We start from the raw sequence: 19,556 nt of genomic DNA, 5'->3' as shown, positions 1-19,556 counted from the left end.
CTCGGGTATCGAGGCGTACGGGCACAGTCTCCATACGACAACTGCGCCGCTCGACCGGGGCGGCTCTGTCACCGATGAAGCAGAACGCCACTGATCCACACCCATCCACAACAAGACCGAGGTCTCCGAATGGCCGAGATCCCAGCGCTGCCCTTCCGTGCACCGAAGTACCGGGCGATGGCGGCGACACTGAAACTCCTGCATGCGGGAAAAGTCTGGGTCGCCGATGACCCGAAGATCCTGCGGCAGATCGCCGACGGCCTGCGCGGTAGAGAGCAACCCACCACACATTGCCGTTCGCGGGCTCCGATTCGCGGCTACGCACATGCGCATCAGGTTATGGCGACTCACGCCGAACACCGCTGTCCCCGCTTCGAGACCGCGGTCGAGTTCGCAGCCCGGGTACGCCCATGAGCCAACCGACATCCGAAGGGCGAAGAGCGCTCGTGCTACGCCGGGCCGATTGCGACAGCAGCCATATCGAGCGGTTGGCGCAGGAGTACGGCCTCGACATCGTATACACGGTCGTCACGGACACAGCACCTCAGCTGGCGGCACTCATCGCTGTTCATCACTTACTGGAATCGGACGCCGAGGCAATTGTGGTTCCGCATCTCACTCGAGACGAAATACAGCGAACTCACTCGTGGCGAGTGATGGCCGCGCTCGCGGTGCTGGTGACCACGGCGGGAGTGATCGATCAATAGTTACCCACAGGATCAACGGCCGTGAGGACCGATATAGCGCAGCGGTCGGGTAACAGCCCGCCCCCGATCGACACGCACATCATGATGTGGACAGCCATCTTGCTCGCCGGCCGGTAGCTCGGGTATCTGCGGCGATAACGATCCGGGAAATTGGTTATACCGGCGGTGAGGACCGATCCCCACACAAACCCGAGCCGGGAGGAACGCAGACATGAGCGGCAGCGAGAACCATCTGTCCGAACTCGGTCCCGAGGAACTGCTCGGCCACCGAGACGACCTGACCGCTGTGCGCGACCGTTTGGTGGAGTCGGGCGCGGCCGATGTGGCGACGGAACTCGACGAAGTCCTGGCTGCTGTCGCGGCCTACCACGAGCCCGGGATCGAGAACTACCACGAGCAGGTCGAACGGCGCATGGCCAAGGTCTCGGACGTGCTCCGAGCCGTCGAGCGGGAGGATTCCGGTGACAGCGGGCAGCTCGAGGAAGCAGTCAACAGGTATCGCGCCGGCATCGACTGAGAGCGCCGTGCGGCGGCTCGGGCAGCGAAGGCGCCGATCGGGGCATGGATCGCGGATCGGCCCGTCGGTTGCCCGAGGTGTTGTCTCGGTGTTCTGCTAGGAGAAGCTGTGGCCGAACGATCGTCTGTGCCGGACCAGCCGCCGGAGGGGCTGCGCAGGCGGCTGGGGGTGGCCGACGCGGTGGTGATCGGTCTGGGCTCGATGATCGGTGCGGGGATATTCGCCGCGCTCGGGCCGGCCGCGCGAGCTGCCGGGGAGGGACTGCCGTTCGGGCTGGCGGTCGCGGCGGTGATCGCCTACTGCAACGCCACCTCGTCGGCGCGGCTGGCGGCGCGGTACCCGGTTTCCGGCGGCGCCTATGTGTACGGCCGGGAGCGGCTCGGAGAGTTCTGGGGGTTCGCGGCGGGCTGGAGTTTCGTGGTCGGCAAAACCGCCTCGTGCGCGGCCGTGGCGCTGACCGTGGGCGCCTATGTGTGGCCGGACCGGGCGCATGCCGTCGCTGTCGCCGCCGTGGTGGTGCTGACCGCGGTCGGCTACCGCGGCGTGGAGAAATCGGCGGTGCTGACCCGCATCGTGGTCGCCGTCGTGCTGGGCGTGCTGGCCGCTGTGGTGGTAGCGGCGTTCACCGCCGGGCCCGCCGATACGACGCGGCCGGCGTTCGACGGCGAGGTGACCGTCGGCGGAATCCTCCAGGCCGCCGGACTGCTGTTCTTCGCCTTCGCCGGATATGCGCGAATCGCCACCCTCGCCGAGGAGATACGCGACCCTTCGCGCACGATTCCGCGGGCGATCCCACTCGCGCTGGCCCTCACGCTGGCCGTCTACACAGTGGTCGCGGTGGCCGCGCTCACCGTGCTGGGGCCCCGGCAGTTGGCGGAGGCGACCGCGCCCCTCGCCCAGACCGTCCGCGCGACCGGCGTGACCTGGCTCGAACCCGTGGTCCGTGCGGGTGCCGCCACCGCGGCGCTCGGCTCGCTGCTCGCCTTGACCCTGGGGGTCTCACGCACCGTGCTCGCCATGGCGCGCGATCGGTACCTGCCTCGGACGCTTTCGGCGGTGCACCCCCGGTTCGGTGTGCCGCACCGCGCCGAGATCGGCGTCGGGGTGGTCGTCGCGGTGGTCGTCACGATCGCCGATGTGCGATCGGCCATCGGGTTCTCCTCCTTCGGCGTGCTCCTGTACTACGCGGTCGCCAACGCCTCGGCCCGGACACTGACCGCGGCCGAGAACCGGCCACCGCGGGTGATCCCCGTCCTCGGACTGTGTGGATGCCTCCTGCTCGCCTTCACCCTGCCCTGGCCGGCAGTGGCTTCCGGTCTGACGGTTACCGCTGTGGGAATCGCGATCTACCTCGTTCGTGCCAGGGCACGGTAAACGTGTGGGCCGGTCGGAGGTTGCGGGGAGCGCCGATCAGGCGCCTCCCCGGCTGCCGGGCAACGCCGGATTCAGGCCGGGCGCCGATGTCCGTTCCGTACCCACCCCTGGGCCGTATCGCCGAGATTCCACCAGCAGACATGCCGCTCGTCCACCGATTCCAGCGACCACCCGGCCGCGAGCCGATCGAAGAAGTCGTCGTCGCCGGTTTTGCCACCCCGGGGTTCGCCCACGTAGATCAGGCGCCGGCCGCCCCGGGACTCGAAGAGTTCGAGTGCGGCCGAGGCCATCCGATCGCCCCAGCCCGGGGGCCAGCACAGGAACAGGATCGATTCCTCGGACAATCCGGCCGTGAACCCCTCGGCCGCGCCGACCGGAAACCACACCGCCGGATGTCCGGCGCTTCCGGGAAAAGACACGTTCACGGCGGTGTCCGGCGGCGCGGAGTCGAACGCCGTCACCGCGACGCCCCGGTCGGCGAGCAGTTTCGCCCAGTAACCGCGCCCCGCCCCCAATTCGACCACCGGGCGTCCCGCGCCGAAGGCCACGATCCAGTCGAGCGTCTCCGGTGAGGGGATCGCGTAGGCGTAGATGGCCTGCAGGATCGTCTGGGCGAACCCCAGCCGCACACTGCCTCGCGGGTTGCCGCCGTCGACGACCCGCCGATCACCGGCGGGGCCGGCGGCCGGGCCGACGATATCCCAATACGGATTGCCCGACTCGGTCTCGCCGCCGGTCATGTAGTGCACGAACCGCAGGTCGAAGGCCGCGTCGGCGTGCGGATCGCCGGTCCCGTCCAGCAGCGGCGCGGTGGCCAGATACTCGGCGACCTTCGGGTATGCGCTCCGCAACCGGGCCTCGTCGTCGAGCAACGCGGCCAATTCGGTTCGGCGCTCGGGCGTCAGGACGAGACCGGTCATACCTTCGATTCTCCAGGACGGCACGCGCTGTCCGGCCGGTTCCCCGATCCGCGCCGCAACCGTGACGCTGCCGCTATCGGGCCGAGGAGTCCCCGCACCGCTGGACCCGGAACTATGGCGTCGAGCTCGCCGGAGCGGACAATTCGCGCAGGGCCCGGCAGATGGTCGCGTGGATCTCGGACTCTTCGGTCGCCGCGTCCGGATCCCAGGTCGGTTCCGGCGCGTTCTCGATCGCGGGCCCGAACAACCACCACACATTCCGCCAGGGATCGATGAGGCGGGCGAGTGAGGAAACTCCGTAGAAGGGCGTGGTCTCGGTGATGATCCGCGCGCCCCGGTCCGCGGCCCGTCGCAGTATCTCGTCGCAGTCGGCCACATTGACCTGGAGCAGTGCGGGAGTGAACACCCAGTCGGGCTTGGAGTCCACCACCATCAGGCACGAGTCGCCGATCCGCACCTCCGCGTGGATCAGCAGCCCGTCGGTATCGACGGCGTGTGCCTCCGGGGTCTCCACCGCGTCGAATACCGCGCCGAGGAATTCGATGAAGGCCCGGGCGCCCCCGGGGCCCTTGACCGCGGCGAAAGCATTGAGGCTGCCGTAGCCGTTGCCGAGTTCGGACACCGGGGTGATAAGAGGTGAAGTGGTCATGGCGCGAGCATGACATCGGTTGCGGTCAGTTCCTGTCCGCTCCGCCACCGCCGGCCGGGTGTTTCACCGCTCGGCGGCCACGATGGGAACCACATAGGTGCGCGCGAATTCGTCCAGCTGTTCGTCGGATTCCAAGGGCACCAGGCCCGACGGGCAGAGGATGAACGAGTGCACCAGTCGGCACGCCACTTCCGCGCGGGTCAGCAGATCGGCGGGTTCGGTGAACAGGCCCGCGTCCGCGGCGCGGCACAGGGCGGTGTGGGCGGCCGCCACCGACATGGCGAAGACCGGGCCGCCTTCCACGGTCAGCTTTTCCAGAATGCGTTCCGGTTCGACGGTCAGCATCCGCTTGACCAGCGGATGATCACGCCACCTTGTGACCACTGTCACAAATATATCGGCGATCAGGTCGGCCAGCGAGGTGTGCCGGGTGGAGATGGCGTCGACCTCGATGAGGACCCCGGCTACCTCACGGCTCACGACGGCCTGCACCACGTCGTCGCGGGAACCGATGCGGCGGTATATGGTGACGCGGTCGACACCGGCCTGCCGGGCGATGTCTTCAATGGTCGTCTTCTTGACGCCGAACTCGCTGAATCTGATCAACGCCGCGTCCAGAATGCGAGCCTCGATACCGTCCTGCAGTCCGGGTGACGATGTATACGCGGCGGACATGCAGTTAACGCTAGCAAGTACCGCGTGAGCGCAAACACCTATCGGGCACTCGCAATATTGCAACATTGCTATTAATTATGTTGCCATGTACATTCGCCGAATGGTGCAGACCAGCCAAGCAGCCGCTTGTTTCACCCTGGTGCGTCGTACATCCCGACTATCGGGAGAGAACTGATGGGCACCCAGGTACCGGCTCGCGGTTTCCAGATGATCGGTACGGCCGTGGACGTCTGCCGGTCGATATTCGTCGCCCACCGGCCCGCCTCCCTGCTGCCGCATTCGAAGGTGCTCTGGCACAGCGGATTCAACCGCAGGCTGGTGGTCGCCGCGATCCGGCGCAAGGCCGTCGACGTGGTGACCGTGGTCCTGGTGGACCCCGACGGTGACCCGTTGCCCGCCTGGTTACCGGGCGCCCACCTGGAACTATCCCTTCCCTCCGGGCGCCGGCGCCAGTACTCGCTGTGCGGCGACCCCAGCGACCGATCCGCCTACCGCATCGCCGTCCGGCTCATGCCGCACGGCAACGGCGGGTCGATCGAAATACACGAAAGCCTCCGCAGCGGTGACGCGCTGCGGGTGTACGGCCCCCGGCACACCTTCCCGTTCATCGACGCGCCCGAATACTTCTTCGTCGCCGGTGGCATGGGAATCACCCCCATACTCCCCATGGCCCAGGCGGCCGGGCGGCGCGGCAGCCTCGTCTACACCGGCCGTAGCCGGGAGTCGATGCCCTTTCTCGACCGGGTCCCCGGCGCGGTCATCCGGCCCGACGACGAGTTCGGGACTCCGGATATGGAGGAGATCCTCGCCCGCGCGAACCCGCATGCGGCCGTTTATGTTTGCGGCCCCACTTCCATGCAGGAAGCCGCCGCGCGCGCCCTGCCCCGGGTGAACCCCACCTGCACACTCCATCTGGAGCGTTGCCCGGCGACCCGGGCCGACCCGGACCCGGCAGCGGTACCGTCCCGGCCGTGCCGGTGACCTTGCTGTCCGAGGGCACCATTTGCCCCGGGTGATCATGCCGTAGGACCCACGCGCGGCCGGAACATCGGCATATGCGACCCCGCGAAGCGCGGCGGCCGACGGACGCCCACGACAAGAAAAAGCCCCTCACCCGTAACAGGTAAGGGGCTGAAGCGGTGGCGGAGGGATTTGAACCCTCGGAGGGGGGTTACCCCTCACACGCTTTCGAGGCGTGCTCCTTAGGCCGCTCGGACACGCCACCGCCCGCAACAATACCGGAACCGCCCCGTATCCCTAAATCGGGGGGCCGACCTGCGAATCTCCGGAAGACCGCGCCCGCCGCCACATCGGCGAGCCACCGGACAACTCGCCGAAGAGGCGCTCAGCGCTGGGCCCGGAAGAAATCGTCGAGGATCGCCGCGCATTCGGCTTCCAGGATCCCGCCGCGCACCTCGGGACGATGGTTGAGACGCCGGTCGCGGACTACATCCCACAGCGACCCGACCGCCCCCGTCTTCGGCTCCCACGCCCCGAACAGCAGCCGATCCACCCGGGCCGCCACCAGCGCACCGGCGCACATGGTGCACGGCTCCAAGGTCACCGCGAGGGTGGTGCCGGTGAGCCGCCAGCCGTCGCCGTGGACCGCGGCCGCGCGGCGCAGGGCCAGTACTTCGGCATGCGCGGTCGGGTCGCCGGAGGCCTCACGGGCATTGGTGGCACGGGCCAGCTCCCGGCCCCGGCTGTCGAACACCACCGCGCCCACGGGTACATCCCGCGGGTCGGCGGTGGCGGCCACGGCGAGGGCCGTACGCACCATCTCGATATCGGCGAGCGGGACGCTCACCTCAGCGGGGCAGTTTGTCGAGCACCGCGGAGAACTCCGACGCGAAGCCCAGCCGCTGGGCGATCATCGCGAGCTGCTCGTCGGGATAGAGATCGGTCTCGGCCAGGATCACACTGAGCACCGGTTCGGGCAGGCCCAGATCGGCCAGGATGCCGAGGTCGCCCTCCTCCCAGGGTTCGACATCGTCGAGCTCGTCGGGATCGATATCGGGGATGTCGATATGGAGTTCCTCGAGGACATCGGCCGCGATGTCGTAGTCGATCGCCGCGGTCGCGTCCGACACCAGCAGCCGGGTACCGCTGGGAGCGGGCCGGACCACGATGAAGAACTCGTCGTCGACGTCGAGGAGTCCGAAGACCGCGCCGGAGGAACGCAGCGCTTTCAGCTCGTTCTCCGCGGCCGACAGGGTACCGAGCGCGGCCGAGGTCAACGGAGTGCACCGCCAGGTACCGTCTTCCCGGACAACGGCCACCGCGAACCCTTCCACATCGTCGTAATCGTCCGACGTCGCCCTGTTCGTCCCCGAGCGCTGTGCTGCCATGGGCGCAACGGTAGTCGGCCCGAGGCCGTTAGATGAAGTCGTATGCGAATCTGTTCCGGTGACTGCTGACGACCATACGGCGCTCTGTGTTCTCGGAACGGGTTTGATCGGCGGCTCGCTGCTGCGTGCGGCGGCCGCGGCCGGTCGGACCTGCTGGGGATACAACCGTTCGGCGCCGGGCGTGGCGGCGGCACGGACCTCGGGTTTCGATGTGAGCGACGACCTCGCGGCGGTGCTGCGCCGGGCCGCCGCGGCCGACGCGCTCATCGTGGTGGCGGTACCGATGCCGGCCGTGAACGCGATGCTCGACGCAATCGCCGAACACGCGCCGGGATGCGCGCTGACCGATGTGGTGAGTGTGAAGGCCCCTGTCGCGGCGGCGGTGCGCCGATACGGGCTCCAAGCCCGCTACGTCGGCGGGCACCCCATGGCGGGTACCGCCGAGTCGGGCTGGCAGGCAACCGATCCGGAACTGTTCCGCGGCGCGGCGTGGGCGGTCGGGGTGGACCCGGGCGCCGACGCCGACGTCTGGTTGCGCGTCACGCGACTGGCTCTGGACTGCGGCGCGGTGGCCGTCCCGGTGACCGCCTCCGAACACGACCGGGCCGTGGCCCGGATCTCGCATCTACCGCATGTGCTCGCCGAAGCCCTGGCGGTGGCCGGGGCCCGCGGCGGCGACCTCGCGCTCGGATTGGCGGCGGGCTCGTTCCGCGACGGCACCCGGGTCGCGGGAACCGCACCCGATCTGGTGCGGGCGATCTGCGAACCCAACTCCGAGGCCCTGCTGGCGGTACTGGACGAGACGCTGACCGCCCTGGGTGAGGCCAGGGAGTCCCTGAGCGCCCAGACCTCCCTCGCCGATCTCACCGCGGCCGGGCACGCCGCCCGGCAGCGTTACGAAACGGCCGAACGCTGGGAGATCACCGAGATCTCCCCGGGGGCGGCGGGCTGGCTGGAGAAGCTGCAGGAAGCGGGCCGGGCGGGCGGTGTCATCACCCACCTCGCGATCGAACCGGCCGCCGACGCCTGAGCCGCGCGGGAGCGGCCGGGCGCGACGGCGGCTCAGACCCGCTCGGCCAGTCCCGGGTAGTCGAGCACGAAACCGTCCGGGTCGACGGTGAGAGTCGCGCTGGACACCGGCGAGAGAACGCTGATCCCGTCCCCGGCGCTGCTGTAGACGAGATCGGCCTCCTGCACTGTCAGCTCCGGCAACCGGACATAGACCACCGGGACCTGCACATCCTCCATGGCGTGCTGCAGGCCGAACCGGCGGATGGGCAGGGTGTTGAAGAACGGGCTGAGCACCACGTCCGCGTCCAGGGCACCGCCGAACATGGACCGGATATGCGCGCCGGTGGCGTCGACGAGCCAGTAGTTCTCCTCGTCACGGGCCAGGGACGCGTGCCGTTCCCCGGCGGCGGTGGTGCTGCTCATCGACAACCGCCTGGTCGCCCCGTTCTCATCGGTGACCAGGTCGTAGGAGGCGCTGAACGCGGTGTGCTCGCCGCAGCCGGCGCCGATGATCCGGCCGCTGGCACGGATGCGGTTGCCGTTGAGCGTTACGCGGACCGATTCCATTCGCGAGCCGTCGTGCGCACGCCAGGTGAGAACCGCGGGCCACCGCCCGGCGGCCGGCGTCGCCGCCGGTCCGGGGGTTACGTCGCTCGATTGCGTCACGTGTCCACCGTACGCAAGAGCCGCGCCGGCAGCGCCCATACGGGCCGTGTTCCGCGTCGCGGCGTCACCATCCGTGGGCGGTTCTCAATCGCGTTCCCGCGCTCGAAGCCGTTCCACAGCCGCGACGAAGTCCGGATGCGCCGACACGATCAACTGCTCGGTCGAATCGGTCAACCAGACATCCGCGAAGTAGTCCGATCGCATCCACGCGATCAAGCCCACAGCCGACGCGATGGGGAAGCATCCGGGCACCACCGCGAATCCCAGCGGTACATAGAGTTGCTCCACCTCGAAGAGGACCACGGCTACGAGTGCCGCGAGCGTCAGCACGACGGCCGACAGCGCCAGCAGCGCCCGCCGCCGGAAACGCCGAACCTCGTACAGGCAGTACTCACAGGCCGGACATTCGAATCGCAGGCGAGCCTGTACCCCGTAGTTTTCCCCAGGCTTCCAAGGCAGCCTGATCGAACTGAGAAAACCCCGCATAGTCGGTATCTCCGACCCCGGCTGCCCCATGGAATTCACCACGAAGGGACGGCTCTCGACGGATGGAAGACCGTGTTCACTACAGACATCGGGCAGAGACTCGGCGACTTCCAGTTCGAGCGGCGCGGTCGACAGAATCGGAAGACGGTCCGGGGACACCTCCGTATCGAAGAGCACTCGCTCCCGCCCGGTCACTGCATCCAGCCGTTCTTCCAGCGATCACGGAAGTAGAGGTCGTCCTCATCGGGTTCGTCGGGGGTGACGACCTGGTCACGGTGGGACTTGGGCCCTCCCGGCTGCGGCCGAACCGGAGGCGCGGGCGCTTGCGGCGCTACCGGCGGTGACGAGGCCACCGGCTCCGCCGGCGGCGGCTCAGACCATGCCGACGGCTGATCGCGGAGGCGGTCGAGTTCCTCTTGCCCCTGTTCCGCGAGCCGCTGCCGCTCCTCTTCCGGCATCTCGGCGAACTCCTGCATGGCCGCGGGTATGGTCTGATCGAGAACCACATTGAAGGCGTCGCTGTGCATGAGTTCCCGGGCGCTGGCCCGGCCATCGAGAATGGCGCGGATCTCACTCTTCAGCCGCGGGTCCGTCGTACCGTCCATGATGACCTGGAGCGCCTGGGACAGCTGACGCGACACCGCGATATCTCCCCGCGCCAGGTCGTGTATCGGCTCGGATGAACTCACGTCACGCCCCCGGGTGATCGTAGGAATTCTGCGGCAGCGTGGGCAGATCGGCGGACTGGATCGCGCCTATGCCCGCATAGACGAGCCCAGCTATCCCTTCCAAGCCGATATAGACCGAGGTCAGCTCGGAGACCAGCATATTGAATGCGGCAATTGCCCGCAGGGTGGTCAAGGTCGCGGCCGCGGCAAGCGCCGCGGTGGCGACAAGGCCCACGCCCGAGACCGCGGCCATTTTCAGCGCAGCGAATTGGATCAGGGCAATGGCGCCGATATCCAACAGGGTCTGCACACCGTCGCCGATCGTCTTCGCACCGTAATATGCCGCGTTCGCGAAGTTCTCGATCTCATCTGCGATGGTCTTCAAGGATTCGACTTGCGCAGCGACCGCCGTAGCCAATTCGGCGAAGTACGCTTGCGCGTTCGCTGCCGCATTGCCGTCCCAGGCCGGGTCGACGGCCTTGGTCGCGTTCTCGATCTCGGCGGCGAAACTCGCGTTGTAGGCCGCGAGATTCTCGACCGCCCGGCCCGCCTTCTGCAGAGCCTCCCAATCACCGGAGATCTTCTGTGCCAACCACTCCACCGGGTCGACACCCACAACATTTTTGAGCCACGTGCATGCCCAATAGGTGGGTGAGATCTCGTTGGAGGTCACGATGAGCTCGAACTTGTCGTTCATCGGATCTTCGAGTGCGGGCTCGGCCAATTTCTCGACAGGTGCGCCGGCCATCACTTGCCACCCTCGTAGGTACGATCCAATGCCGCGGCGTTGGCCCTGTCCGTGGTCCGGTACATCTGGGCCACCGCCGTCAGTTCGGTCGCCGCGGCAGCCGACAGTCTCCCCAGCGTCTCGTAGTTCGGTTTGAGCTTGTCGTACGCCTCACTGATCGCACCGAGCCCGAGACGGATCAGCCCACCGTCACCCCACACGCTGTTGTCGACCACCAACCACTTGTCTATGTAGGCGGTGGCACTTGCGTTCTCGTCCGCCAGCTTCTTCAAGCTCGCCGAGAATTTCTCTACTTGGTCCGGATCGACCTCGAGTTCTTCCGGCATGCGGCCCCTCCCTCCCGCGGTGCTCCCACACCGCACTGTGCAATCGGAAAACCATTACACAAGGCGGGTGAGGCGACAACCGCTCGGTCGACGGCCCGGCCGGACTTCCTCGGCCGAGCAAGCCCGTCGCGCCGGCGGGCCGGAGCCGGATACCGGTGGCAGATCGATCTGCCGTTCTGGCGGAGACGGAGGGATTTGAACCCCCGGTCGCTCTCACGACTCTCGCTTTCAAGGCGAGTGCATTCGGCCGCTCTGCCACGTCTCCAGGGCCTCGATAGTAACCGATGTGACCGGGAGCGACCCAAAGCCGACCACCGGTGCCCGGGTGGCCGGCCGCGCGCTCACCGGGGGACGGCGAGCAGGTCACGGGTGACGCCGGAGAGATCGGCGCAGCCGGAAAGTCCCATGGCGGAGTCGAAATCGGCGAGCAGCAGGCGCAGGGCGTGGCGCACCCCCGCGCTGCCGGCGATACCGAGGGCGTAGGCCCAAGGCCGGCCGTAGCCCACCGCTTTGGCGCCGAGAGCGAGCGCGACCAGCACATCCGAGCCGGATCGGACACCGGAGTCGAACAGCACATCGGCCCGGTCACCGACCGCGCCGACCACCGCGCCGAGCGCGTCCAGCGCGGCGATCGAATTGTCGATCTGCCGGCCGCCGTGGTTGCTCACCCACACCCCGTCCGCGCCGGCGTCGACCAGCAGCCGGGCATCGTCGGGATGGAGCACGCCCTTGACCGCGATCGGCAGATCGGTCCATTCCCGCAGCTCGGCCAGGTCGGCGGGACGTAGCGAGTGGTTACCGAACAGGCCGACCCAGGTGAGGATCGCCATCCGCATCGCGTCCTCGCTCTCCTCCGGCGGCGCGGACAGCTTCGCCCGGAAAACCGGGTCGGACAGATAGTTGGCGATACCTTTGCCCAGCAGGAAGGGCAGATGCCCCAGTTCGAGATCGCGGGGCCGCCAGCCCAGCGAAGGGGTGTCCACGGTGACCACGATCGCCTTCGCCCCGGCCCGCTGCGCGCGCTCCACGAAGGAGCGGGCCAGCTCGTCGTCGGCGGGCCAGTACAGCTGATACCACCAGTCACCGGCGACCCGGCCCACCTCCTCGATGGTCGCGGAGGACGCGGTGGACAGCACGGTGCCGACCCCCAGCTCCTTCGCGGCCTGCGCGACCACCACCTCACCCTTCTCGTGCAGCAGTTCCAGCACCCCGACCGGGGAGGTCAGCACCGGCGCGGCCAGTTTGGTGCCGAGCACCTCGACCGCGGTATCGCGCGCGCCCGGCCCGCTGGTTCCGCACAGCATGCGCGGCACGATCCGGTACCGATCGAACGCGGAGGTGTTGGCCACGGCCGTGCGTCCGGTGGAGGCACTACCGGCCACGTAGGCGTAGGCGCGCGCGTCGAGCAACTCCCGGGCCCGGTCCGCGAAGCCGTCCGCGGTCATCGGCAGTTCGGGGACCACCCCGCCCATTCCCTGGAGATAGATCTCGTTCTGGAAGTCGATGAAGCTGCTCACGAACGCTCACGCTAGCCCGGACAGGCGCGCCGGGCACGCCCTCGGCCGTTTCCGCGCGCGGACGGCGCGTCAGTCGTTGTCGAGCGACCGCTGATAGTCGGTTTCGCCCCACGCGTTCCACAGGATCGGATGTGCGCCCGGACCACAGTCCTCGGTCCACGCGATGGTCGATTCGCCGCGCATTCGTTCGGCCTGGCGGTAGAGAACACGCAGGTTGGTGCACAAACCCGCCATCCCGGCGGTGGCCGCGCCCACATCGGTGTTCGTGCATTCCACCTCCACGCGGCTACCGGCGGGCACGGCCACACAGTGCACGAATCCCGGTGGCGCCGCCTGCGCCGGGCCGACCCCGAGCGCCGAAACTCCCGCTACCGCGAGACCGAAGACAACCGCACCGGCGAAAGACCTCTGCTTCTTCCCCGGAATCACGTCAGCCATATGCACTTCCCTCGGAGCCGCAAGACAATTCGAAAGTGATCCTAGATATCTGAGCAGGCATTACACCGGATGGGAAGGACTCGGCCGGCCGCACCGACCCGGCCGGCCGCACCGACCGCCGGCGACGCGCAGGAAAGTCTTCCACCACGTTACGAAGGTTTCCTGGTGCACTATGGGCCGGTGCGCGCGATCAATTTGAACGGCTTCGGTGGTCCCGAGGTCATGGAGTGGTCCGAGACGCCCGATCCGGTGCCGGGTCACGGTGAAGTGCTGATCGAGGTGGTGGCGGCCGGGGTGAACCGGGCCGACCTGCTGCAGCGGCGGGGACTGTACGCGCCCCCGCCGGGTACCACCGCCGTGCCCGGGCTCGAATGCTCGGGAGTGATCGCGGCGGTCGGCGAGGGTGTCCGGGAATGGTCGGTCGGCGACCGGGTGTGCGCGTTGCTGTCCGGCGGCGGATACGCCGAAAAAGTGGTGGTCCCGGCCGGACAGGTGCTCCCGGTACCGGACGGCGTGGATCTGGCGGCGGCCGCCGGACTACCCGAGGTCGCGGCGACGGTCTGGTCGAATCTGGTGCTGACCGCCGGTCTGCACTCCGGCCAGCTGTTGCTGATCCACGGCGGTGGCAGCGGTATCGGCACCCACGCCATCCAGGTGGCGGCGCAGCTGGGCGCCCGGGTCGCGGTGACGGCCGGGTCGGCGACGAAACTGGCACGCTGCGCCGAACTCGGCGCGAGCGTGCTCATCAACTACCGGGAACACGATTTCGTCGATCTGATCCGGGCCGAAGAGGGCCTGGGCGGGCCGGGCGCGGACATCATCCTCGACAATATGGGCGCCGCCTACCTCGGACGCAATGTGGCGGCGCTGGCCCTGGACGGCCAGATACTGGTGATCGGCATGCAGGGCGGGGTGAACGCCGAACTGAACCTGGGTGAGCTCATGGCCAAGCGCGGGACGGTGCGTGCGATCAAACTGCGCGACCGCCCGGCCACCGGCCGCGGCAGCAAGGCCGACATCATCGCCGAGGTGCGTGCCCACGTCTGGCCGCTGCTGGAGACGGGCGCGGTCGTCCCGGTGATCCATGCCGAGGTCCCGGTGACCGAGGCGGCCCGGGCACACGAACTGCTCGACGAACACGACACGTTCGGCAAGGTGATCCTGCGGATCGGGGATGCCGGCGCGGACGAGTCGAGCCGGTAGGCGGAAGCCGGGCCCGCCCGGGCCTCGCTCGTGCGCGGCCCGGGCAGAGCCGGGCCGGTCAGCCGAGCGCGGCCAGGGCCCGGCCGAACTGATCGATCTCCCGGCGAGTCGTGTACGGCGCGAGACCGATGGTCACCGCGCCGCCCTCGTCGTTCACACCCAATGCGTCCAGTAACCGGCTGCCGCCGTGCGAGCCCGCCAGCACATTGATGCGCTTGTCGGCCAGTTCGGCGGCGATCTTCTCCGCCTGCATACCGTCGATGGTGAAACTGACCGTCGGGATCCGGGTGGAGGCGCGGCCGATCACGGTGAGCCCACCGATCTTGTCCAGAGTGCTCATCAGATGATCGAACAGCTGATCGTGATAGTCCTGCAGCGAGGTGATCGACAGTTCCAGCCGTTCCCGGCGGGTGCCGCGGGCCCGTTCGTCGAGCCCGGCCAGATAGTCGATCGAGGTGGTGAGGCCGGCCAGCAGCGCGTACTGGTGCCCGCCGACCTCGAGCCGTTCGGGACCTTTGGCGTACGGGTTCAACGCCATGGACGGGATCCGGTCCAGGAACGCCGGGTCTCGGAAGACGAGCGCGCCGACCTGGGGGCCACCCCAGCTCGGCGCGCTCAACGCCACCACATCGGCGTTCAGTTCCTCGATATCGAGCAGCGCGTACGGTGCGGCGCCGACCGCGTCGGCGACCAGCAGGCCGCCGACCTCGTGTACTCGTTCGGCCGCGACCCGCACCGAGGGCGCCGACCCCACGATCGGCGAGGCTGCGGTGAGCGCGACCAGCCGGGCGGTGGGCCCGATGAGCTCCTCGAACTGCCAGGCCGGCATCTCACAGGTCTCGATCTCCACTTCGGCCCAGCGCACATGGGCGCCGTAGCGGTTGGCGATCCGCAGCCACGGCGCCACGTTGGCCTCGTCGTCCAGCCGGGACAGCACGATCCCCGTACCCAGGCCCAGGCGGGAACTCAGCGATTCGGCGAGCCAGGCCAGCAGGACGGCCCGGTCCGGCCCCAGTACGACCCCGCTGGGGTCCGCGCCGACCAGATCCGCGACCGCCACCCGGGCGTCGTGCAGCATATCGGCGCTGCGTTTGGCGGCGCCGTGGCGGCCGAGGTGGGAGAACGACGACGAGCGGAAACCGATGGACACCGCGCGCGAGACAGAATCCGGAACAAGCATGCCCGCCTGCGGAGCCAGGTTGATCCAGCCGTCGGCCAGGGAGGGGATCAGTCCCCGGACCCGCGCGACGTCGTAAGTCATGCAGGTCACTTTAAGGCAGGGTCCATATCTCGGTAACCCTGGTCCGGGGTCTCCGACTCGCCTCACGACCACCGGCTTAGCGCGTTCGGCGCGAACACGACATGATGGGGACCATGACGCAATCGGATGACGCATCGGATCCCGTTGTCGTGATCGGCCCCGAGGGCCGTCCGCTGGTGCTGCCCGCGGGCGCCGCGGCGAGCGCGTCCTACCCCGGCCGGGAGACGCCAGAGCAGGAGGGTTCCGATCGGGACACCTCCGAATCGCTGGCCGATATGGTCGAGCAGCCGGCCAAGGTCATGCGGATCGGCACCATGATCAAACAGCTGCTCGAGGAGGTGCGGGCGGCTCCGCTCGACGATGCCAGCCGGACCCGGCTGGCCGAGATCCACAAATCCTCCATCCGCGAGCTGGAGCAGGGCCTGGCGCCGGAGCTGCGCGAGGAGCTGGAACGGCTGGCCCTGCCGTTCAGCGAGGACGCCGTCCCCTCGGATGCCGAACTGCGTATCGCCCAGGCGCAGCTGGTGGGCTGGCTGGAAGGTCTGTTCCACGGCATCCAGACGGCGCTGTTCGCCCAGCAGATGGCCGCCCGGGCACAGCTCGAGCAGATGCGCCAGGGTGCCCTGCCTCCGGGTATCCACGCGGCGGAAGGTCGCGGTGCGCAGCCGGGCCAGTCCATCGGAGGCACCGGACAATACCTCTGAACACGGTGGTGTATAGGCGGCCGGTACCGGGACTCGCCGACCGAGGTAGTGTCGTGCACCGTGCCTGCAGCTTCCGCTCGCTCCGACCTGGTAAACCCTGACGATCCGGAGAGCACCGACGAGAGCCCGGTGCGCCCCGACCACGACCCCGCCGTAGATGAGAAGCCCGTGAGTTCCGAGCAGACCCCGGTCGCCGGCGCCGATACCGCCGTCTCCGATATCACCGAGGTGACCGCCGCGGACCCCATCGAATCGGATTCGCAGTCCTGGGCCCGGGCCTGGCGCGATATCCGCGACGGTTTCGGGCAGCGCGAACTATGGCTCTCGCTCGGCTGGCAGGACATCAAACAGCGCTACCGGCGGTCGGTGCTGGGTCCGTTCTGGATCACCATCGCCACCGGCGTGCAGGCCACCGCCATCGGCATCCTGTACGCCGCACTGCTCGGTCAGCCGCTGACCGAATACCTGCCCTACGTCGCGGTCGGCCTGATCGTGTGGAACGTCATCAACGCCTCGATCCTGGAGGGCGCGGATGTGTTCATCGCCAACGAGGGCCTCATCAAACAGCTGCCGTCGGCGCTGAGCGTGCACGTGTACCGGCTGGTGTGGCGGCAGATCCTGTTCTTCGCGCACAACGCGGCGATCTACTTCGTCGTGCTGGCGCTGTTCGGCGTCTGGCGTGACCTGCACTGGACCGCGATCTTCGCCATACCGGCCCTGGTGCTGGTGTTCCTCAACGCGATGTGGGTTTCGGTGCTGTTCGGTATCTTCAGCACCCGCTACCGCGATATCGCGCCGATTCTGGGCAGTATGACGCTCATGCTGTTCGTGCTGACGCCGGTGATGTGGAATACCAAGAGCCTGCACGAGCAGGGCGGCCAGGTCGCCGAGCGGGCCCGGCTGGCCGAAGTGGTGCCCACCTACCACTACCTGGAGATCGTGCGCGCACCGCTGCTCGGCGACGACCAGAAGCTGTATCACTGGGCGATCGTCGGCGCCATCACCGTGGTGGGCTGGATCGCCGCCGCGATCGCCCTGAAGAAGTACCGTTCGCGCGTGCCCTACTGGGTTTAGGAGTCAGGCGATCATGAGTGATCACGTGAGTATCGAAACCCGCAATGCGTGGGTGGAGTTCCCGATCTTCGACGCGAAATCCCGGTCGCTGAAAAAAGCGTTTCTGGGTAAGGCGGGCGGTTCGATCGGCCGTAACCAGTCCGATGTCGTGGTGGTCGAGGCACTGCGCGAAATCAACCTGTCGCTGAAAGAGGGCGACCGGGTGGGCCTGGTCGGCCACAACGGCGCGGGTAAGTCCACGCTGCTGCGGTTGCTGTCCGGGATCTACGAGCCCTCGCGCGGTAGCGCCCGGATCCGCGGGCGGGTCGCGCCGGTGTTCGATCTGGGTGTCGGGATGGACCCGGAGATCTCCGGCTACGAGAACATCATCATCCGCGGCCTGTTCCTGGGACAGACCCGCAAGCAGATGCTCTCCAAAATCGACGAGATCGCCGATTTCACCGAGCTCGGCGAATATCTGTCCATGCCGCTGCGCACCTATTCGACCGGTATGCGGGTACGGCTGGCGATGGGCGTGGTGACCTCCATCGACCCGGAGATCCTGCTGCTCGACGAGGGCATCGGCGCGGTCGACGCGGAGTTCATGAAGAAGGCGCGGATCCGCTTGCAGGAACTGGTCGCCCGCTCGGGCATCCTGGTGTTCGCCAGCCATTCCAACGAGTTCCTGGCTCAGCTCTGCGATACCGCCATGTGGATCGACCACGGCCAGGTGCGGTTGCAGGGCGGAATCGAAGAAGTCGTGCGGGCCTACGAGGGACCGGACGCGGGTAATCATGTGGCGGCGGTCCTGCGGGAGATCGAGGCCGAGAAGTCCGATCGGGAAACCGGCGCAGAGCAGCCGGCCGTCGGCGAAAGAGAACTGGAGAACAACACAGCATGAGCGAGTCAGGCCCGGAGGCGGAAGCGGAGCGTGACCCCGCAGGGCCCGCGCTCATGCCCGACCAGCACAGCATGAGCGAGTCCCGCCCGGAGGCGGAAGCGACGCGTGAGCCCACAGCGCCCGCGCCGGTGCCCGACGACAGCCCGAGCGAGCCGGGCTCCGAGGCGGAAGCGACGCGTGACCACGCCGACCCCTCGCCCGGCGGACACAGCACCGGCGAGCCGGCGCCGGAGCCCGAGCGCGAAGCCGTCGCGACCACACCCGTAACCGGCGACGGCACCGGCGAGCCGGCTTCGGGCCCCGGAGACAATCGCCCGGAGCCCTCGGTCGCTTCCGCCGGGCGTGACGGAGCCGGACCCCGGCGCCCGGCTCCGGATTCCGCGCGCGAGCACAACGCGGCCGCCGCGGTGTTGCCCGAAGTCCGATACGGGCCGGAGGCCAAGATCGTCGCCGTGGTGGTGACACACAAGCGGCGTGATCTGCTCGCCGAGTCGTTGAAGGCCGTCGCCGGGCAGTCCCGGGCGGTCGATCACCTCATCGTGATCGACAACGGCAATGAAGCCGAGGTGGCCGAACTCGTCGCCGACCAGCCGATCGAGACCACCTATCTCGGTTCGGCGCACAATCTGGGCGGGGCGGGCGGTTTCGCGCTGGGCATACTGCACGCGCTGAGCCTGGGTGCCGACTGGGTCTGGCTGGCCGACGACGACGGGCGGCCGGAGGGCCCCGAGGTGCTGGCCACCCTGTTCGACTGTGCGCGGCGTCACGAACTGGTGGAGGTCTCACCGGTCGTCTGCGATATCGACGAACCCGACCGGCTGGCGTTCCCGCTGCGTCGGGGCGTGGTGTGGCGGCGGTTGCGGTCCGAACTGGGCGGCGAGGACTTCCTGCCCGGTATCGCGTCACTGTTCAACGGCGCCCTCATCTCCGCGCAGGCGGTGGATGTGATCGGTGTACCGGATCTGCGGCTGTTCGTGCGCGGCGACGAGGTCGAGGTACACCGCCGGCTGGTCCGCTCCGGATTACCCTTCGGCACCTGCCTGCAAACCGCGTATCTGCACCCGAACGGCGCGGCCGAGTTCAAGCCGATCCTCGGCGGCCGGATGCACACCCAGTACCCGGACGATCCGGTGAAGCGGTATTTCACCTACCGCAACCGCGGCTATCTCATGTCCCAGCCGGGTATGCGAAAGCTGCTGCCCCAGGAATGGATTCGGTTCTCGTGGTTCTTCCTGGTGACCCGCCGCGACCCGGCCGGATTGCGTGAGTGGTTCCATCTGCGCAGCCTCGGCCGCAACGAGCAGTTCCAGAAGCCGGACTAGTCCGCGAGCACTCATCGGCTCCCGATCGTTCACCCACCGGACAACCAGGGTTGACGGCCGAT

23 protein-coding genes, 2 tRNA genes and 1 pseudogene are annotated in these 19,556 nt (G+C 68.2%); 11 read left to right on the top strand and 15 right to left on the bottom strand.

The genetic code is table 11. The features are described 5' to 3' along the window. Positions 1 to 129: 129 nt before the first annotated feature. The 4 genes from ON38_RS00910 (at position 130) to ON38_RS00895 (ending at position 2,598) form a co-directional block, all read left to right on the top strand. Positions 130 to 414: a hypothetical protein gene (locus ON38_RS00910; protein ID WP_039821556.1), complete on the top strand. Its 285-nt coding sequence runs from the start codon at positions 130 to 132 to the stop codon at positions 412 to 414. Continuing rightward, positions 411 to 707: a hypothetical protein gene (locus ON38_RS00905; protein ID WP_157181625.1), complete on the top strand. Its 297-nt coding sequence runs from the start codon at positions 411 to 413 to the stop codon at positions 705 to 707. Before ON38_RS00910 ends, ON38_RS00905 begins: the two co-directional genes overlap by 4 nt. Before the next feature lie 211 nt (positions 708 to 918). Continuing rightward, a complete protein-coding gene (locus ON38_RS00900; protein WP_039821553.1) occupies positions 919 to 1,224 on the top strand; it encodes a hypothetical protein in 306 nt (101 codons plus the stop codon). Between the two features lie 201 nt (positions 1,225 to 1,425). Beyond that, a complete protein-coding gene (locus ON38_RS00895; protein ID WP_085995318.1) occupies positions 1,426 to 2,598 on the top strand; it encodes an APC family permease in 1,173 nt (390 codons plus the stop codon). Positions 2,599 to 2,669: 71 nt separating this feature from the next. Here ON38_RS00895 and ON38_RS00890 read toward each other — a convergent pair whose 3' ends face one another. From ON38_RS00890 to ON38_RS00880, 3 genes are all read right to left on the bottom strand, one after another. After that, on the bottom strand, positions 2,670 to 3,518 hold the full coding sequence (locus ON38_RS00890) for a class I SAM-dependent methyltransferase (RefSeq protein WP_039821551.1): 849 nt from the start codon (positions 3,516 to 3,518) through the stop codon (positions 2,670 to 2,672). A 112-nt stretch (positions 3,519 to 3,630) separates the two neighbouring features. After that, positions 3,631 to 4,167: a VOC family protein gene (locus tag ON38_RS00885; protein WP_039821549.1), complete on the bottom strand. Its 537-nt coding sequence runs from the start codon at positions 4,165 to 4,167 to the stop codon at positions 3,631 to 3,633. A 63-nt stretch (positions 4,168 to 4,230) separates the two neighbouring features. Further along, on the bottom strand, positions 4,231 to 4,842 hold the full coding sequence (locus ON38_RS00880) for a TetR/AcrR family transcriptional regulator (protein ID WP_039821548.1): 612 nt from the start codon (positions 4,840 to 4,842) through the stop codon (positions 4,231 to 4,233). A gap of 174 nt (positions 4,843 to 5,016) precedes the next feature. On the opposite strand from ON38_RS00880, the gene ON38_RS00875 reads away from it, so the two are divergent. Beyond that, positions 5,017 to 5,823, top strand: coding sequence for a ferredoxin reductase (locus ON38_RS00875; RefSeq protein ID WP_051164236.1), 807 nt, complete (start codon positions 5,017 to 5,019; stop codon positions 5,821 to 5,823). A 156-nt stretch (positions 5,824 to 5,979) separates the two neighbouring features. Here ON38_RS00875 and ON38_RS00870 read toward each other — a convergent pair. The 3 genes from ON38_RS00870 to ON38_RS00860 all read right to left on the bottom strand — a co-directional run bounded on the left by ON38_RS00870 (position 5,980) and on the right by ON38_RS00860 (position 7,190). Further along, positions 5,980 to 6,067: transfer RNA gene (locus ON38_RS00870), tRNA-Ser, on the bottom strand. Between the two features lie 120 nt (positions 6,068 to 6,187). Next, on the bottom strand, positions 6,188 to 6,622 hold the full coding sequence (locus ON38_RS00865; protein WP_039821600.1) for a nucleoside deaminase: 435 nt from the start codon (positions 6,620 to 6,622) through the stop codon (positions 6,188 to 6,190). A 28-nt stretch (positions 6,623 to 6,650) separates the two neighbouring features. Beyond that, positions 6,651 to 7,190 carry a tRNA adenosine deaminase-associated protein gene (locus tag ON38_RS00860; RefSeq protein WP_039821547.1) on the bottom strand — a complete coding sequence of 180 codons (540 nt, stop codon included), beginning with the start codon at positions 7,188 to 7,190 and terminating at the stop codon, positions 6,651 to 6,653. A gap of 58 nt (positions 7,191 to 7,248) precedes the next feature. On the opposite strand from ON38_RS00860, the gene ON38_RS00855 reads away from it, so the two are divergent. Further along, entirely contained in the window at positions 7,249 to 8,220 is a 972-nt protein-coding gene (locus ON38_RS00855) for a prephenate dehydrogenase (RefSeq protein ID WP_039821546.1), read from the top strand. A 32-nt stretch (positions 8,221 to 8,252) separates the two neighbouring features. Here ON38_RS00855 and ON38_RS00850 read toward each other — a convergent pair whose 3' ends face one another. The 8 genes from ON38_RS00850 to ON38_RS00815 form a co-directional block, all read right to left on the bottom strand. Beyond that, on the bottom strand, positions 8,253 to 8,867 hold the full coding sequence (locus tag ON38_RS00850; RefSeq protein ID WP_281004586.1) for a putative glycolipid-binding domain-containing protein: 615 nt from the start codon (positions 8,865 to 8,867) through the stop codon (positions 8,253 to 8,255). A gap of 84 nt (positions 8,868 to 8,951) precedes the next feature. Further along, on the bottom strand, positions 8,952 to 9,530 hold the full coding sequence (locus ON38_RS00845; RefSeq protein WP_157181624.1) for a hypothetical protein: 579 nt from the start codon (positions 9,528 to 9,530) through the stop codon (positions 8,952 to 8,954). 14 nt (positions 9,531 to 9,544) lie between these two features. Continuing rightward, on the bottom strand, positions 9,545 to 10,042 hold the full coding sequence (locus ON38_RS00840) for a hypothetical protein (protein ID WP_039821541.1): 498 nt from the start codon (positions 10,040 to 10,042) through the stop codon (positions 9,545 to 9,547). 1 nt (position 10,043) lies between these two features. Further along, positions 10,044 to 10,769 carry a hypothetical protein gene (locus tag ON38_RS00835; RefSeq protein ID WP_039821539.1) on the bottom strand — a complete coding sequence of 242 codons (726 nt, stop codon included), beginning with the start codon at positions 10,767 to 10,769 and terminating at the stop codon, positions 10,044 to 10,046. Beyond that, positions 10,769 to 11,095, bottom strand: a complete 327-nt coding sequence (locus ON38_RS00830) for a type VII secretion target (RefSeq protein WP_039821537.1) — start codon at positions 11,093 to 11,095, stop codon at positions 10,769 to 10,771. The genes ON38_RS00835 and ON38_RS00830 overlap by 1 nt, the downstream gene beginning before the upstream one ends. 177 nt (positions 11,096 to 11,272) lie before the next feature. After that, positions 11,273 to 11,360 (bottom strand) — tRNA-Ser (locus ON38_RS00825). A gap of 76 nt (positions 11,361 to 11,436) precedes the next feature. Further along, the gene (locus ON38_RS00820; protein ID WP_039821536.1) at positions 11,437 to 12,612 is read right to left on the bottom strand and encodes an alpha-hydroxy-acid oxidizing protein; all 1,176 of its coding nucleotides are present in this window, start codon (positions 12,610 to 12,612) and stop codon (positions 11,437 to 11,439) included. A gap of 69 nt (positions 12,613 to 12,681) precedes the next feature. Next, entirely contained in the window at positions 12,682 to 13,050 is a 369-nt protein-coding gene (locus ON38_RS00815) for a hypothetical protein (protein WP_039821535.1), read from the bottom strand. Between the two features lie 180 nt (positions 13,051 to 13,230). On the opposite strand from ON38_RS00815, the gene ON38_RS00810 reads away from it, so the two are divergent. Further along, positions 13,231 to 14,253: an NAD(P)H-quinone oxidoreductase gene (locus ON38_RS00810; RefSeq protein ID WP_039821534.1), complete on the top strand. Its 1,023-nt coding sequence runs from the start codon at positions 13,231 to 13,233 to the stop codon at positions 14,251 to 14,253. A 58-nt stretch (positions 14,254 to 14,311) separates the two neighbouring features. Here the strand turns inward: ON38_RS00810 and ON38_RS00805 are convergent, their stop codons facing one another. Continuing rightward, positions 14,312 to 15,514, bottom strand: coding sequence for a cysteine desulfurase-like protein (locus ON38_RS00805; protein WP_039821532.1), 1,203 nt, complete (start codon positions 15,512 to 15,514; stop codon positions 14,312 to 14,314). A 242-nt stretch (positions 15,515 to 15,756) separates the two neighbouring features. Here ON38_RS00805 and ON38_RS00800 point away from each other — a divergent pair. The 4 genes and pseudogenes from ON38_RS00800 to glfT1 form a co-directional block, all read left to right on the top strand. Beyond that, a pseudogene (locus ON38_RS00800) lies at positions 15,757 to 16,218 on the top strand (bacterial proteasome activator family protein); the annotation flags it as partial. Between the two features lie 219 nt (positions 16,219 to 16,437). After that, complete coding sequence (gene wzm / locus ON38_RS00795) at positions 16,438 to 17,292, top strand: galactan export ABC transporter permease subunit Wzm/RfbD (RefSeq protein WP_039821598.1); 855 nt, start codon at positions 16,438 to 16,440, stop codon at positions 17,290 to 17,292. A gap of 13 nt (positions 17,293 to 17,305) precedes the next feature. Continuing rightward, positions 17,306 to 18,172, top strand: coding sequence for a galactan export ABC transporter ATP-binding subunit Wzt/RfbE (wzt, locus tag ON38_RS00790; RefSeq protein WP_039821529.1), 867 nt, complete (start codon positions 17,306 to 17,308; stop codon positions 18,170 to 18,172). 410 nt (positions 18,173 to 18,582) lie between these two features. Next, complete coding sequence (gene glfT1 / locus ON38_RS00785) at positions 18,583 to 19,494, top strand: galactofuranosyltransferase GlfT1 (protein ID WP_039821597.1); 912 nt, start codon at positions 18,583 to 18,585, stop codon at positions 19,492 to 19,494. Positions 19,495 to 19,556: the final 62 nt, after the last annotated feature.

The sequence above is a fragment of the Nocardia testacea NBRC 100365 genome (genome assembly GCF_000308775.1).
Classification (GTDB): domain Bacteria; phylum Actinomycetota; class Actinomycetes; order Mycobacteriales; family Mycobacteriaceae; genus Nocardia; species Nocardia testacea.
Note: the sequence above shows the minus strand (reverse complement) of the source record. Positions and strands in the feature narration are given on the sequence as shown.

What these genes read in the sequence shown, in the direction of transcription:
- ON38_RS00910 (WP_039821556.1), top strand. Translation starts at nt 130, where the DNA reads ATGGCCGAGATCCCAGCGCTGCCCTTCCGTGCACCGAAGTACCGGGCG.
- ON38_RS00805 (WP_039821532.1), bottom strand. Translation starts at nt 15,514, where the DNA reads ATGACTTACGACGTCGCGCGGGTCCGGGGACTGATCCCCTCCCTGGCC.
- ON38_RS00905 (WP_157181625.1), top strand. Translation starts at nt 411, where the DNA reads ATGAGCCAACCGACATCCGAAGGGCGAAGAGCGCTCGTGCTACGCCGG.
- ON38_RS00835 (WP_039821539.1), bottom strand. Translation starts at nt 10,769, where the DNA reads ATGGCCGGCGCACCTGTCGAGAAATTGGCCGAGCCCGCACTCGAAGAT.
- ON38_RS00815 (WP_039821535.1), bottom strand. Translation starts at nt 13,050, where the DNA reads ATGGCTGACGTGATTCCGGGGAAGAAGCAGAGGTCTTTCGCCGGTGCG.
- ON38_RS00865 (WP_039821600.1), bottom strand. Translation starts at nt 6,622, where the DNA reads ATGGTGCGTACGGCCCTCGCCGTGGCCGCCACCGCCGACCCGCGGGAT.
- ON38_RS00860 (WP_039821547.1), bottom strand. Translation starts at nt 7,190, where the DNA reads ATGGCAGCACAGCGCTCGGGGACGAACAGGGCGACGTCGGACGATTAC.
- ON38_RS00890 (WP_039821551.1), bottom strand. Translation starts at nt 3,518, where the DNA reads ATGACCGGTCTCGTCCTGACGCCCGAGCGCCGAACCGAATTGGCCGCG.
- ON38_RS00830 (WP_039821537.1), bottom strand. Translation starts at nt 11,095, where the DNA reads ATGCCGGAAGAACTCGAGGTCGATCCGGACCAAGTAGAGAAATTCTCG.
- ON38_RS00900 (WP_039821553.1), top strand. Translation starts at nt 919, where the DNA reads ATGAGCGGCAGCGAGAACCATCTGTCCGAACTCGGTCCCGAGGAACTG.
- ON38_RS00880 (WP_039821548.1), bottom strand. Translation starts at nt 4,842, where the DNA reads ATGTCCGCCGCGTATACATCGTCACCCGGACTGCAGGACGGTATCGAG.
- wzt (WP_039821529.1), top strand. Translation starts at nt 17,306, where the DNA reads ATGAGTGATCACGTGAGTATCGAAACCCGCAATGCGTGGGTGGAGTTC.
- ON38_RS00875 (WP_051164236.1), top strand. Translation starts at nt 5,017, where the DNA reads ATGGGCACCCAGGTACCGGCTCGCGGTTTCCAGATGATCGGTACGGCC.
- ON38_RS00885 (WP_039821549.1), bottom strand. Translation starts at nt 4,167, where the DNA reads ATGACCACTTCACCTCTTATCACCCCGGTGTCCGAACTCGGCAACGGC.
- ON38_RS00895 (WP_085995318.1), top strand. Translation starts at nt 1,426, where the DNA reads ATGATCGGTGCGGGGATATTCGCCGCGCTCGGGCCGGCCGCGCGAGCT.